Here is a 12,737-nt window from a genome sequence, read left to right as displayed (position 1 = left end):
ACCAGCCAAAAAAACCAGCCACCACACACGGGGTGCGCAGCAACCAGCAAATTCAACCAATCAAAAAACAATCGGTATCAACAAACTTGGCACACTATTGAGTTCTCAAACAACAGGAACAACCGATTACTCACGGAACCCGACGCTCACACGCCCACTCGGCTCCGCTTTCCCTCGCCGTTATGTTCACAGCTTATTTCACTTTCTTTTCCCCTGTCAAATCCCCCGCCGTGACCTAAACCACCAGCAAAAAGAAATACGACAAAAGAACAAACCCACCACAAAAAGAAGCCGAATTCGACCACGCCTCACAGCGCACGAACCGACCACAGAATTTGAAGGGGATGGCCACCCACACCGGGGCAACTCCATAACTATACGGCTGCTCGGCCCCCGCACCAAATCCACCTGGCGTCCACCTGCACGAGGTGCGCCCGGTCATGGAAGGAGCCGGCACACCCCGCGGGGTGTGCCGGCTCTCCGGGTCGTCGCGGGGCCGGTCAGGCCACGTCGATCATGGCCAGGTTGCGCTTGCCGCGGCGCACGAGGAGGTAGCGGCCGTGCAGCAGGTCGTCCTCGCCGATAACGTGGTCGGCGTCGGTGATCTTCGCGTTGTTCACGTAGGCGCCCCCCTCCCCGATGGTGCGACGGGCCGCGGAATTGCTCGCGGACAGGCCGGAGGCGACCAGCAGGTCGACGATGCCCAGTCCGTCCCGGGAGACCGCGACGGAGTCGAGTTCGGCCGTCGCCGCCTCGAGGGTCGCGAGGTCGAGGGACCCGAGGTCGCCCTGCCCGAAGAGGGCCGCCGATGCGGCGATGACCTTCTCGGTCGCGTCGACGCCGTGCACCAGGGCGGTGACGTCATAGGCGAGGGCTCGCTGCGCCGCCCGCTCGTGCGGCCTCTCCGCCATCGCCTGCTCGAGCGCTTCGATCTCCTCACGGCTGCGGAAGGTGAAGATCCGCAGGCGCTCGGCGACGTCGGCGTCGGAGGTGTTCAGCCAGAACTGGAACATCGCGTAGGGGCTGGTCATGGCGGCGTCGAGCCAGATGGCGTTGCCCTCGCTCTTGCCGAACTTGGTGCCGTCCGAGTTGGTGATCAGGGGCGTGCCGATGGCGTGCACGCTCCTGCCCTCGACCTTGCGGACGAGGTCGGTGCCGCTGGTGAGGTTGCCCCACTGGTCGGACCCGCCGGTCTGCAGCACGCAGTCGTAGTCGCGGAACAGCTGCAGGAAATCCATGCCCTGCAGGATCTGGTAGCTGAACTCGGTGTAGCTGATGCCCTCGTCGGAATTGAGCCGCTTGGCGACCGTCTCCTTCCTGATCATGGTGCCGACACGGAAGTACTTGCCCACATCGCGCAGGAAATCGATGACGCTCATCGGGCCGGTCCAGTCGAGGTTGTTCACGATCCGCGCCTTGTTGCCCCCCTCGAAGTCGAGGAAGCGGCGCACCTGGGCCTCGAGGGAACCGACCCACTCGGCGACGGTCTCCTTCGTGTTCATGGTGCGCTCCGCCGTCGGCCGCGGGTCGCCGACGAGGCCGGTGGAGCCGCCGACCAGGCCGAGGGGACGGTGGCCGGCGAGCTGGAGGCGGCGCATCGTCAGCAGCTGCACCAGGTTGCCGAGGTGGAGGCTCGGGGCCGTGGGGTCGAACCCGCAGTAGAAGGTGATGGACGGACCCGCCAGCAGTTCCTTCAGCTCGCCCTCATCGGTGGAGACATGGATCAGACCGCGCCACACGAGCTCGTCGTGGATGCCGTCGAAGGAGGGATCGTTGCGCTGGCCTCGGAGGCCACTGACCGGGATATCTGTTTGCTGGGACACGAGTCCAAATTATCAGTCGGCAATACCAGCAGGAATCCGGCCGCTCGAGATGACGCGGAGGCGCTGCGTGGGGCGGGTCATCGCCACGTAGAGGTCGCCGACCCTGGCCGTCGCGGAATCGAGCATCTCCTGCGGTTCGAGGATCACGACGCCGTCGAATTCCAGCCCCTTCGACCCGCGCGGACTGATCACCACGATGTCCTGGCCCGGCCCGCCCGCACCGGAACCGACGCGCTCCCCGTACGCGGGCGCCAGGGCATCGCGGACGGCAGGCAGCAGGTGGTCCGGCGCGATGACGGCGAGCAGGCCGCCGTCGATGGCCGCCAGTTCCTCGGGCATGGCCTGTGCCAGGGCCGCCACGGCGTCGTCCACCGTGTCCAGGAGCGGCGGGAAGCGTCCCTCGCGCACCGCCTTCGGCGCGGACACGACGAGCCCCGCCGCATTCGCCATGCGCACCGCCGCCTCGGCGATCTGCGCGGGCGTGCGGTAGTTGACGGTGAGCTCCTCGAGCTGCCAGCGGTCACGCACGAAGGGTTCGAGGGCCTGCTGCCAGGACCGCGATCCCGCGGCCGAGCTGGTCTGCGCGATGTCCCCCACGATGGTGAAGGACTTCAGCGGACAGCGCCGCATCAGCAGGCGCCACTGCATCGGGGAGAGTTCCTGGGCCTCGTCGACCACGATGTGCCCGTAGGCCCAGGTGCGGTCCCCTGAGGCACGCTCGGCGGCCGAGAGCCGGGTGGCGGTCACGGCGTTGTGCTGCGCGAGATCCTCGGCGGTCAGCACCCCGTCCACCCCGGCGTCCTCGAGGGTGGCGTTGACGTTCTCGAGGGCCCGCTCGGCGTTGGCGAGATCGCGTTTCTGCTCCTGCTCGCGGGCGGCGGTGTCGCGTCCGGCCGACGGGTCGAGGTCCCCGAGCAGTTCCGCCGCCTCGTCGAGCAGGGGCACATCCGCTTCGGTCCAGGGGGCGTCCGCGGGCCGGGCGAGGACCGCCAGTTCGTCCTCGTTCAGGTGGGGGGCCGCCGCACGCAGCAGCTCCGGGCGTGCGAACAGTTCGGACACCAGCTTCTGCGGGGTCAGGGGCATCCAGGCGAGATTGAGGGCGATGCGCACGTCGCGGGAGCTGCGGACGTCCTCGGCGAGATAGGAGCGGTCGGCGTTGTTGCCGCCGCCGGAGGATTCCTCGAGTTTGTCCAGCAGCTGCTCGGTGAGCTCGCGGAGGAGGATCTTGACGAAGGTGACGCGCGCTTCGTTGTGGGGTTTCCCGGTCGCCCGGGCACGCTCACGGGCGCGGGCCACCTGCCGCGGGGTGAGGGTGAGCAGGGTGCCTTCGACGTTGAGACGCTTGTTCTCGGACGGGACACGCTCGCGGTTCGCGACGGCGTTGCGGATGACCCCGGCCATCTCCAGCCGGCCCTTGAGGGCTGCCGCGGTCTCGTCCGCTTCCTGAACGGTCCTGACGCCGGGCATCAGGGTGCCGATACCCGCCATGACGACGCCGGTCTCGCCCAGGGACGGCAGGACGCGCTCGATGTACTTCATGAAGGCGTCGGTGGGTCCGACCAGCAGCACGCCGGCGGACTTCAGCCGGTCACGGTGCGTGTACAGGAGGTACGCGGCGCGGTGGAGAGCGACGGCCGTCTTGCCCGTGCCCGGACCGCCCTGGACCACGGTCACCCCCGGCAGCGGCGCCCGGATGATGCGGTCCTGCTCCGCCTGGATGGTGCCCACGATGTCGGACATCTGGCCGGTGCGCCGCGTGTTCAGCGCGGCGAGGAGGGCGCCCTCGCCCTGCAGCGAGTCGTCGTCGCCGAGGAGGTCCGCGTCGAGGACGTCGTCCTCGATCGCGACGACGTCGCGCCGCGAGAGGATCAGGTGGCGGCGGCGGCGTACGCCCATGCGCTCGAAGGCCGTCGCCTGGTAGAACGTGCCGGCCTCGGGGGCCCGCCAGTCGACCATGAGCTGCCGGAGGTCCTCGTCGGAGAGGCCGATGCGGCCGATGTAGCGCTTGTCGCCGTCGTCGAGGTCGAGGCGGCCGAAGACGAGGCGGTCGTCGACGGCGTTGAGCTGCGCGAGGCGGTCCTCGTACATCGTCGCGAAGGCGTCCCGCTCCGACCTGTTCTGGTGGGATCCGGCCGCCTGCGTGCGCCGGACCTCGGCGAGCTGGAGGGCCTTCTCCGCACGGAGTTCATCGAGACGCTGGTACAGGCCATCGACGTAGCCGCGCTCGTGCTCCAGCTCGGCCTTGGCCTGGGACGTCTCGTGCATCGGACATTTCCTTCCATCAAAGGCAGACCGTCAATTCTAGCGTGGTGGACGCTACACGGTTTCGAGCGCGTGCACCCGCCGGCCCGCCAGGGCGTCGCGTCCGGGGAGGTCCGCGAGCTCCAGGACCACACCGCACCCGACGACGACGGCGCCGGCCTGTTCGAGCAACGCTCCCGCGGCGACGAGTGTTCCCCCCGTGGCGAGGACGTCGTCGAGCAGGAGCACGCGCGTCCCGGCGGGCAGGTCCGACTGGTGGATCTCGAGGGACGCCTGACCGTATTCGAGGTCGTAGGACTCCCGGTACACGGCGCGGGGCAGCTTGCCCGCCTTGCGGATGGTGACGACGCCGGTGCCGGTCGCGTAGCCGACGGCGGCGGCGAGGAGGAAACCGCGGGCTTCTACCCCGGCGACGGCGTCGAACTGGCCCGCGAAGGCCTCGACGAGCGCGTCGACGACCGCGCGGAAGCCCTGCGCGTCGGAGAAGACCGGCGTCAGGTCCCTGAACATGATGCCGGGTGACGGGAAGTCGGGGACCACCGCGCAGAGGCGGTCCACGGCCTCCCGCGCCTGCGCTGCCAGTCGGGACGCGCCTGCGGCCTGCACCGGGGGGAGGTCCGTATCGCTGATATTCACGGATCAACCTTACGGGCTACGCGGGGCTTTCCCGGACGGTACCGGGAGACCGTGGGCTCCTCCGGCAGCCAGAAGCGCCACGGATACTCCTCCGTCCCGGCAACGCCGCTGACCCCCACGCGCGGGCCGCTGAGGACCGCCGTCGCGGGCACCTCCGGCAGGACCAGCAGGAAGGGGTGCGCGAGCACGTCCGCGCCGTCGTTCCGGCGATCGAGGCCGAGCGCCTGTGCAAGGCGTGCGGGTCCCCGGGCGAGGTCGAGGTCCGTCGACGGATGCGAGCGCCGATCGCGGGCGAGGCCCGTGCCGTCGACGATCTCCCCCGCCCGGAGGAGCAGTCCCGTGGCCCACCCCTCGTTCCCGCACACGATGTTGGCGCAGTAGTGCATGCCGTAGGTGAAGTAGACGTAGAGGTGCCCGGCGGGTCCGAACATCGTCGCGTTCCGCGCGGTCCTGCCCCGGAACGCGTGGGAGCCCGGATCGTCCGGGCCGAGGTAGGCCTCGACCTCCGTGATGCGGACGGTGACCTCGCCGTCGTCGGTGCTGTGTGTCAGGTGCGCGCCGAGGAGCGACGGCGCGACCTCGAGGGCACTGCCCCCCAGTCGTGCGCGGGTGTCCGGGTGCGTCCTGCTCTCATCGATCACGCTTCGACCGTAGCAAAGGCGTCACCCGCCCCGCCGTCCGCCGTGTCCGAATCCCGCTAGTACGGGGCCCGGCCGGGTGGCAGGATGACGGCATGGACTTCTGGCAGCAGTACAGGGCGATCGACGCCCGGGACGCCCGCTTCGACGGACAGTTCGTCACCGCTGTCTCGAGCACGGGCATCTACTGCCGGCCCTCCTGCCCCGCTCGGACGCCGAAACCCGCCAACGTCACGTTCTTCCGCACCTCCGCGGCCGCTCACGAAGCCGGGTATCGCGCCTGCAAGCGGTGCCTGCCCGAGGCCGTTCCGGGGGATCCCGAGTGGAATCTCCGCAGCGACGCGGCGGCCCGCGCCATGCGGCTCATCGCCGACGGCGAGGTGGACCGCGCGGGCGTGCCCGGCCTGGCGGCGCGGCTCGGCTACTCCCCCCGGCAGCTCAACCGCATCCTCACGGACGAGCTCGGCGCCGGAGCGCTCGCGCTGGCCCGCGCACACCGCGCCCAGACGGCCCGCACCCTCCTCACCGCCACGACGCTCCGCTTCGCGGACGTGGCGTTCGCCGCGGGCTTCGGGAGCATCCGGCAGTTCAACGACACCGTCCAGCAGGTCTTCGACCTCACCCCGGGCCGGCTGCGCGAGGCCTCACCCCACCGGCCCGGGACGTGCCGCCCGCCGGCGCCGGAACCCGGTGGGCCGCTCCGCCTCTCCCTGAACCTGCCCGTGCGGCTGCCGTACGACAACGGCATCTTTCGCTTCCTCGCCGCCCGCGCGGTCGCCGGTCCGGAGATCGGTACTGCGACGAGCTACGAACGCCTGCTCCGCCTGCCGGCCGGGCCCGCGTGGTTCAGGGCCGACCCCGTCGAACCGCGCGGGAACGGGCGGGCAGCGCTGCCCGTCACGGTCTCGGTGGCGGGGCTGGCGGACCTCCCGCCCCTGCTCGGCCGTATCCGGCGGCTGTTCGACCTCGACGCCGACCCCGTGGCGGTCGATGCCGCGCTGTCCCGTGACGCCCGGTTCGCGACGCTGGTCGCGGACCGGCCGGGCCTGCGCCTGCCCGGGTCGCTGGATCCCCACGAGATGCTGATCCGCGCGATCGCAGGCCAGCAGGTCACGGTGGCTGCGGCGACGACGGCCCTCGCCCGGCTCACTGCGGCGGGGCCGGCGGTCAGTGTGCCGGGCACCGGCCTGGACCGCTTCTTCCCCTCCGCCGAGGACCTCGCCGCCTTGCCCGGGCCACTCCTGCGGGGGCCGCGTCGGCGGGACGCTGCGCTGCGCGCCGCGGCCGAGAAGCTCGCCTCCGGGACCCTCGCGCTCGGGATCGGCTCCGATGCCGCCCCGCTGCGCGAGGATCTGCTGCGGCTGGACGGCGTGGGACCCTGGACGGCCGACTACGTCCTGATGCGCGTGCTCGGCCACCCGGACATCCACCTCCCGGGCGACGCCGCCGTCCGGGCAGGCTGGGCCCGGGTCACGGAGGGCTCGACCCCAGGAGGTTCCGCTGTCGAGGCCGCGATGGCCGACGTCCGGCCCTGGCGCTCCTACGCGACCCTGCACCTGTGGCGGACCGCCCCGGCACCGACCGCCCTCCCGTCCGCCGGGAGAACCGTCGATGACGCCGCCTGACCACCTCGCCACGTACCCTGGACCGACCCACCGAACGGATGCCCCCGCCATGAGCGCAACCCTCGCCCCACCCGCCGCCCTCCGCGGCGCCACCACCGAGACCGTCGACACGCCCGACGGCCCCTTCACCGTCATCGAGGCGGAGGGCGCGGTCCTCTCGTCCGGCTGGACCTCCCTCCGGGAAGACCTGGTCGGGCAGATCCACCCGAGCCTCCTGGCCGCCCGCTTCGACCCTGCCGCGTCCGCCATGCGACCCATCCTCGACACCGTGGCCCGCTACTACGACGGGGACGTCGACGCCATCACGGCGGTGCGGGTGCGACAGGCGTCCGGTCCGTTCCGTACCCATGCCTGGGACGTCCTGCGCACGATCGCCCCCGGCGCACCGGTCACCTACCTCGAGTACGCCGCCCGGGCGGGCAACCCGACCGCGGTCCGCGCCGCGGCGGGAGCGTGTGCGAAGAACGCCGCCGCGCTCTTCGTCCCCTGCCACAGGGTCATCAGGACGGACGGCTCGCTGGGCGGCTTCCGCTGGGGGCTGCCGGTCAAGCAGCGGCTCCTCGACCGGGAGGCCCGTTCAGCGCCGGCCACCTGACCCGCCGGGCGCATCAGGCGTGGGCCACCAGGCGCTGCCGGGCCGCCATGTCACGGTAGAGGTCGCTGCTCTCGAGGAGTTCATCGTGGGTGCCGACCGCGGCGACCCGCCCCTGGTCCAGCACCACGATCTGGTCGAAGTCCGCCACCGTGGACAGGCGGTGGGCGACGACGACCACGGTGCGATCCCGTGCGGCCTCTCCCAGCGTCTGCTGGAGCAGCTGCTCGGTCCGCGAATCGACGGCGGACGTCGGCTCGTCCATCAGCAGGACGGGACGGTCGGCGAGGATCACGCGGGCCCACGCGAGGCGTTGCCGTTGGCCGCCCGAGAGCCGGATCCCGTCCTCGCCCAGATTCAGGTCCAGGCCGTCGTCCGACCGATCCCCCAGCGCGTCGAGGCCGACCGCCGCGAGGACGCGGCGGAGCTGGTCGTCCGTGGCGTGCGGGGCTGCCAGCCGGAGATTGTCCGCCAGAGTACCGCTGAGGACGGGGGCCTCCTGCTCCACGAGGCCGATGCGCGCGCGCAGCTCCGAGCGCGGGATCGCCGGCAGCGCGACGCCGTCCACCACGATGCTGCCTGCTGTCGGTTCGTAGAACCGCTCCAGCAGGGCCAGCACCGTGGACTTGCCGGCACCCGAGGGCCCCACGAGGGCCGTCCTGCTGCCCGCGGGGACGGTGAAGCTGACGCCGTCGAGGACCGGCCGGCCGGCATCGCCGTCCCGTCCGCGCCCCTCCGGGGTGCCGGGCACCACCGGGGAGACGGGTGACACCGGCGAGGCCGGCCCGCTCGCTGCCACCTGTCGCTCGTTCGCGGCACCCACGGCGGGGTCGAGGTCATCCGCGTCGTCGTCGCCGTAGCGGAAGCTGACCTCGCGCAGTTCGATGGTGCTGCCGTGGACGGGGGGCGACGGTTTCGGTGCGCGTGCGACGAGGCGCTCCTCGTCCGCCCGTTCCGGCTCCAGCCGGGCGATCTCCTGGATGCGGTCCAGCGCCGCGAGGCCGGACTGGATCTGTACGAACGCGCTCATGGCGGACCCGATGGGCATCACGAGCAGGAACAGGTACAGGATGAAGGCGATCAGGTCGCCGAGCAGCAGTTCACCGGCGGCCACCCGGATCCCGCCGACGGCCAGGACCACGATGAATGCGCCCTGGACGCAGATGGACATGATGGGCTGGACGGCGGCCTGGAGGCGGGCCATGGCGATGCCGGCGTTATAGGCCGTGGTCGCCTCGACGTCGATCACCGCGGCCTCGCGGTCCTCGGCGACCGACGCCTTGATGGTGCGGATGCCGGAGAGCCCCCGCTCGACGGCGGCGGTCATCGAGCCGACGGCGTCCTGGACGTCGCGGCTGCGCTTGCGGATGAGGCGCCCGAGGAACACGACGCCTCCCGCTCCGAGCAGGACGGCCGACAGCGTGATGCCGAACAGCAGGGGGTCGATGAGGACCATGAGGACGACGGCCGCGCAGAACATCAGGATGGAGGAGACGATCTCGAACAGGCCGGAGGTGATGACGCTGCGCATGAGGGTGGTGTCCGAACCGACCCTCGACATGAGGTCGCCGACGCGGCGGCGGTCGAACTCGCGGATGGGCAGCGCGAGCAGTTGTCCCACCAGGGACCGGCGCACCCCGAGGACCACGGACTCCGCGGTGCGCTGCAGGAGGTAGGACTGGGCCGCCCCGAAGACGGCTCCACCCAGGGTGATGGCGACGAGGAACCACACGAAGACGGTGGCGGGGCGGTTCGCTGACACGGCGTTGACGAGCTGCTGGACCATGAGGGGTTGGGCGATCGAGAGGCCCGTCGAGACGAGGGAGACGACGGCGACCAGCACGAGGACGCGCACGTGCCCCCGCAGGTAGGGGAAGAATTCCCGGAGCGTGGCGCGCGGGGCGGTGGGCTGCATGCTCACACGATGCGCCGGGCGGTGCGCGGTGTCAAAGCACTTCGCGGCGGGCGTAGCGGGGCCGGCGGGGTCCGCCCGGGAAGGATCCCACTACACATCGGATCGTGGCCGGGCGTGATCGCCGGGTGTCGTCGGGATCGTCTGCCCCGGCGCGCAATGGATGAGGGTGTGGACGGCGAGGGATGCGGCCGCGGTCAGTTGGGTGACCCGGCGCCGGGACCTGTCGTAGGCGGCCAGTGCGCGGTCCACGCGGTCGTGCGCCTCGAGGTTGCCGACCAGGGACAGGGCGTCGAGGATCGCCTCGTTCGCGCCGCGCCCGAGGTCCGGCGTCATGGCATGGGCTGCGTCACCGATCAGGGCCACATTCCCCAGCTGGTACCGCGGCAACCGGCGTGCCAGGTGATGGATGTCGTGTCGCAGGACACTCCCCTCACCGATGCTCGCGACGGTCGCGGCCACCGCCCCGTCCCAATGCCCGAACAGCCTCCGAAGCTCCTCGGACTCCTCTTGCCCTGACACGCGCCGGGCCGGTGGCACCGTCGCCGTCGCATACCAGTTCGTTCCCCCGCTCGGCCTGCCACTGATCCCGAAGCGACGTCGCTGGCCCCAGTACTCGGTCAGACCGGCGGTCGTGACCTCGGCTGTCCCCCGCCACACCGCGGTGCCGGTCGCGGTCGCGCGGTACGCACGGCCGAAGAGTGCGCCGCGCAGGGTGCTGTGGACGCCATCTGCTCCGACGACCAGCGCGGCGTCCGCGCACGCACTGGCAAGGTCGCCTGCCACCAGGGGGTGACCGAGGACGAGCGCCGGCTCCGGCAGGGAGTCCCGGAGAAGGCCGGCGAGGTCCGCCCGCTCGATCAGGACGGCCCCGGACGGGGGCCGGGACGGTGAGATCGGCAGACCTCCGCGCGTGCGGAGCTGCAGGCCGGTGAGGAGGATCGCCCGAGCCTCGATCCCGGGGCCGAGCCCGAGGGATTCGAGTCCGTTCACTGCAGTCCGCTGCAGCAGGACCGCCGTGCCGGAGGCGCGCACCGTCGGTTCCTGCTCCAGCACCTGAACCGACCACCCCGCACGGTGCAGACCGACGGCGACGGTGAGTCCAGCAATGCCCGCGCCCACAACTGTCGCTGTCGTCATACCGCGAACGTACTACGTTTGTAGTTCCTGCACAACAGGTGTAGTTTCATCGGGTGGAACGTCGAGAAGTACTGTGCACCGCTGCCGTGTCCCTGCTCGCCGCAGGGGGGCCGCGCGCGCTCACACACCGCGCCGTGGACCGCACGGCGGGCGTGCCGCTCGGCTCGACGTCGAACCTGTTCAGGACACAGGAGGCTCTCGTGAGCGCCGTCGTCGACTTCCTGGTGCTGGCGGATCACCGGGAGCTGGGGCGGCTCCGGAGTGGGAGTCCCGGGACAGCGGACGACGTGGCGGCACCTTTGGCCCGCTTCGCGTCGGCAGCCGGGACCACCGGCCGTGACCATGCACGGGCCAGGCAGGCACTCCTGGTCCACGCCTCTGACACGCCGTCGTCCGCAGCAGCCCTCGCGGAGGGCCGCCAGCGACTCATCGCCTGGGGTACGGACGCTCTGCGATCCATCGGCGTCACCCGACCGGAGGAGAAGTCCGCCCTGATCGTCGGGATGGTGGACGGGATGATCAGCGCCACGGTATTCATGGGTCTTCCGGTCGAGGAATCGGCGTTGGCCTCCGCGATCCGTGCCATCATCACCGATCCGTGAGGCCGGAGGCCCGGTCTGCAGGCGGGGCTGCGGAGGGTTTCCAGAGTCCCGCGACCGCCTGCGCGGTGAACCGCCACTCGTTAGCGATCCTCGTGCGCGCGATCATTGGGGACTGCTCGATCGGGTTCGTCCTCAGGGCGACCGGCATACCACTCATGGAACTCGGTACACCGCCCCGAGTCGTCGAACCGGAGGAACCAGATGTTGTCGTATGCCGTGACCACCCGGTCACTCTCCGGCTGGTAGAAGACGGTCCTGCCATGGGCGACGACCCGGTCGCCCTCAATGGCGACCGGATGGTACTTGGCGTCGAAGGACTCGCCTACGAAGTCGTCACGCTCGCTCATCCACTCAGCGACGATCCGGTCGCGTCCTGATGCTCGCGTCTGGAAGGGGTAATGCCAGACAGCACCCTCCGACCATAGATCTGAGATGGCTCCTTCGTCGTAGCTCTTCCACGCCGCCACATACGCATCGAGCCACTTCTGCGCGGCGGGCCTGGTGATCGGCACCGGTTGCATTGGAGCGTTGTGCCACTCCGGTTGCTCCAAGAAGTCCGTCATCCTCGCATCGTAGCCAGGGAACCGCCCGTGGAGTTCGCCCATCGCCCGATCGCCGAACGTTCGGGGCGGGCGTTGTCGTGCAACAGGTCGGCGGTGGGTGAGGTTGCCCCGCTCAGAACCGTGTGCACGATGTGGATGGTGATGGGAGGGAGCATGATCTCGCCACGGAGGTTTCCCGGTTCGGGCACGGAGGAACCGTCGGGTTCAGCGGACGATCTTGAAGTTGAAGGCAGGTGTGCCGAGAGCACTGTAGAGGCGGAGCCAGACGGGCAGGAGCATCTCGGTGCCTCGGGCGGTGGTGATATCGCCGAGATCGATGATGTCCTGGTGGCCGAACTCTTCCAGCAGGGCCGTCACGGTGTGCTTGGCGTCGGCGTCGTTCCCGGAGACGAAGACGGTGCCGGCCTCGGGCAGGTTCCCCGGATGGGCCATGAGGTCTGCCGTGACGGCGTTGAGCGACTTGACGACGCGGGCGGTGGGGAAGGCGCGCTGAATCTGCTCGCCGAGAGAGTCTGTGTCCTTGACGAGCAGGGTCGGTGGCATGCCGCGGCTGAAGTCGAGGGGGTTGGCGAGGTCGAGGACGACCTTGCGGTCGAGGCCCTCCATCCCGACCCGAGCCAGCGCGTCCATGGACGCACTGCCGTTCGTGGCGTTGATGACGATCTCCGCCCCCGAGGCAGCATCAGCGAAGCCGCGCACAGTGACGTCGGGGTTCGCGGCCGCCCAGTCGGCGAAGGGGGCGTTGCCCAGGGCGTCGGCCTCCTTGCGGGCAAGCGTGGCCTGGGCGTCGCGGGTGCCGAGAGTGACATCGTGCCCCAGGTCGATGAGCCGCGCGGAAAGCGTGCGCCCGACGGAGCCGGTTCCGAGGATAGCGATTCTCATGGCGTGATCTCTCCTCCGGGGGTTCTCCGAGTCGTGCACCGACCCCGATGTGACGGATCGTC

11 protein-coding genes are annotated in these 12,737 nt (G+C 70.5%); 3 read left to right on the top strand and 8 right to left on the bottom strand.

Translation table 11 applies throughout. The features are described 5' to 3' along the window. Positions 1 to 500: 500 nt before the first annotated feature. Genes tyrS through AC4D2E_RS15900 form a run of 4 tightly spaced genes read right to left on the bottom strand, consistent with a single transcriptional unit; the run spans position 501 to position 5,359 of the window. Positions 501 to 1,823: a tyrosine--tRNA ligase gene (gene tyrS, locus AC4D2E_RS15915; RefSeq protein ID WP_490953231.1), complete on the bottom strand. Its 1,323-nt coding sequence runs from the start codon at positions 1,821 to 1,823 to the stop codon at positions 501 to 503. Between the two features lie 12 nt (positions 1,824 to 1,835). Continuing rightward, positions 1,836 to 4,088 (bottom strand): HelD family protein, encoded by a 2,253-nt coding sequence (locus tag AC4D2E_RS15910; protein ID WP_490953230.1) that lies wholly within the window; start codon positions 4,086 to 4,088, stop codon positions 1,836 to 1,838. Positions 4,089 to 4,139: 51 nt separating this feature from the next. Further along, a complete protein-coding gene (locus AC4D2E_RS15905; protein WP_104169003.1) occupies positions 4,140 to 4,667 on the bottom strand; it encodes an adenine phosphoribosyltransferase in 528 nt (175 codons plus the stop codon). Between the two features lie 50 nt (positions 4,668 to 4,717). Continuing rightward, on the bottom strand, positions 4,718 to 5,359 hold the full coding sequence (locus tag AC4D2E_RS15900; RefSeq protein ID WP_490953236.1) for a DNA-3-methyladenine glycosylase: 642 nt from the start codon (positions 5,357 to 5,359) through the stop codon (positions 4,718 to 4,720). Between the two features lie 95 nt (positions 5,360 to 5,454). On the opposite strand from AC4D2E_RS15900, the gene AC4D2E_RS15895 reads away from it, so the two are divergent. Further along, positions 5,455 to 6,984, top strand: a complete 1,530-nt coding sequence (locus AC4D2E_RS15895; RefSeq protein ID WP_490953229.1) for a DNA-3-methyladenine glycosylase 2 family protein — start codon at positions 5,455 to 5,457, stop codon at positions 6,982 to 6,984. 49 nt (positions 6,985 to 7,033) lie between these two features. Then, positions 7,034 to 7,579: a methylated-DNA--[protein]-cysteine S-methyltransferase gene (locus tag AC4D2E_RS15890; RefSeq protein WP_490953228.1), complete on the top strand. Its 546-nt coding sequence runs from the start codon at positions 7,034 to 7,036 to the stop codon at positions 7,577 to 7,579. Positions 7,580 to 7,592: 13 nt separating this feature from the next. On the opposite strand, the gene AC4D2E_RS15885 is transcribed toward AC4D2E_RS15890, so the two are convergent. Together AC4D2E_RS15885 and AC4D2E_RS15880 are read right to left on the bottom strand one after the other, a co-directional pair. Further along, positions 7,593 to 9,491 carry an ABC transporter ATP-binding protein gene (locus AC4D2E_RS15885; RefSeq protein WP_490953227.1) on the bottom strand — a complete coding sequence of 633 codons (1,899 nt, stop codon included), beginning with the start codon at positions 9,489 to 9,491 and terminating at the stop codon, positions 7,593 to 7,595. Between the two features lie 90 nt (positions 9,492 to 9,581). After that, entirely contained in the window at positions 9,582 to 10,628 is a 1,047-nt protein-coding gene (locus AC4D2E_RS15880; RefSeq protein WP_490953226.1) for an FAD-dependent monooxygenase, read from the bottom strand. Positions 10,629 to 10,681: 53 nt separating this feature from the next. On the opposite strand from AC4D2E_RS15880, the gene AC4D2E_RS15875 reads away from it, so the two are divergent. After that, positions 10,682 to 11,230: a TetR/AcrR family transcriptional regulator gene (locus AC4D2E_RS15875; protein ID WP_490953225.1), complete on the top strand. Its 549-nt coding sequence runs from the start codon at positions 10,682 to 10,684 to the stop codon at positions 11,228 to 11,230. Between the two features lie 80 nt (positions 11,231 to 11,310). Here the strand turns inward: AC4D2E_RS15875 and AC4D2E_RS15870 are convergent, their stop codons facing one another. Continuing rightward, positions 11,311 to 11,793 (bottom strand): nuclear transport factor 2 family protein, encoded by a 483-nt coding sequence (locus AC4D2E_RS15870; RefSeq protein ID WP_490953224.1) that lies wholly within the window; start codon positions 11,791 to 11,793, stop codon positions 11,311 to 11,313. Positions 11,794 to 11,997: 204 nt separating this feature from the next. Next, positions 11,998 to 12,675 (bottom strand): NADPH-dependent F420 reductase, encoded by a 678-nt coding sequence (locus AC4D2E_RS15865; RefSeq protein WP_490953223.1) that lies wholly within the window; start codon positions 12,673 to 12,675, stop codon positions 11,998 to 12,000. Positions 12,676 to 12,737 lie beyond the last annotated feature (62 nt).

Source organism: Arthrobacter sp. TJ-265 (assembly GCF_058269135.1).
Note: the sequence above shows the minus strand (reverse complement) of the source record. Positions and strands in the feature narration are given on the sequence as shown.

Coding starts and splice junctions, on each gene's coding strand:
- AC4D2E_RS15910 (WP_490953230.1), bottom strand. CDS start 4,088: ATGCACGAGACGTCCCAGGCCAAGGCCGAGCTGGAGCACGAGCGCGGC.
- AC4D2E_RS15895 (WP_490953229.1), top strand. CDS start 5,455: ATGGACTTCTGGCAGCAGTACAGGGCGATCGACGCCCGGGACGCCCGC.
- AC4D2E_RS15890 (WP_490953228.1), top strand. CDS start 7,034: ATGAGCGCAACCCTCGCCCCACCCGCCGCCCTCCGCGGCGCCACCACC.
- AC4D2E_RS15885 (WP_490953227.1), bottom strand. CDS start 9,491: ATGCAGCCCACCGCCCCGCGCGCCACGCTCCGGGAATTCTTCCCCTAC.
- AC4D2E_RS15880 (WP_490953226.1), bottom strand. CDS start 10,628: ATGACGACAGCGACAGTTGTGGGCGCGGGCATTGCTGGACTCACCGTC.
- AC4D2E_RS15870 (WP_490953224.1), bottom strand. CDS start 11,793: ATGACGGACTTCTTGGAGCAACCGGAGTGGCACAACGCTCCAATGCAA.
- AC4D2E_RS15865 (WP_490953223.1), bottom strand. CDS start 12,675: ATGAGAATCGCTATCCTCGGAACCGGCTCCGTCGGGCGCACGCTTTCC.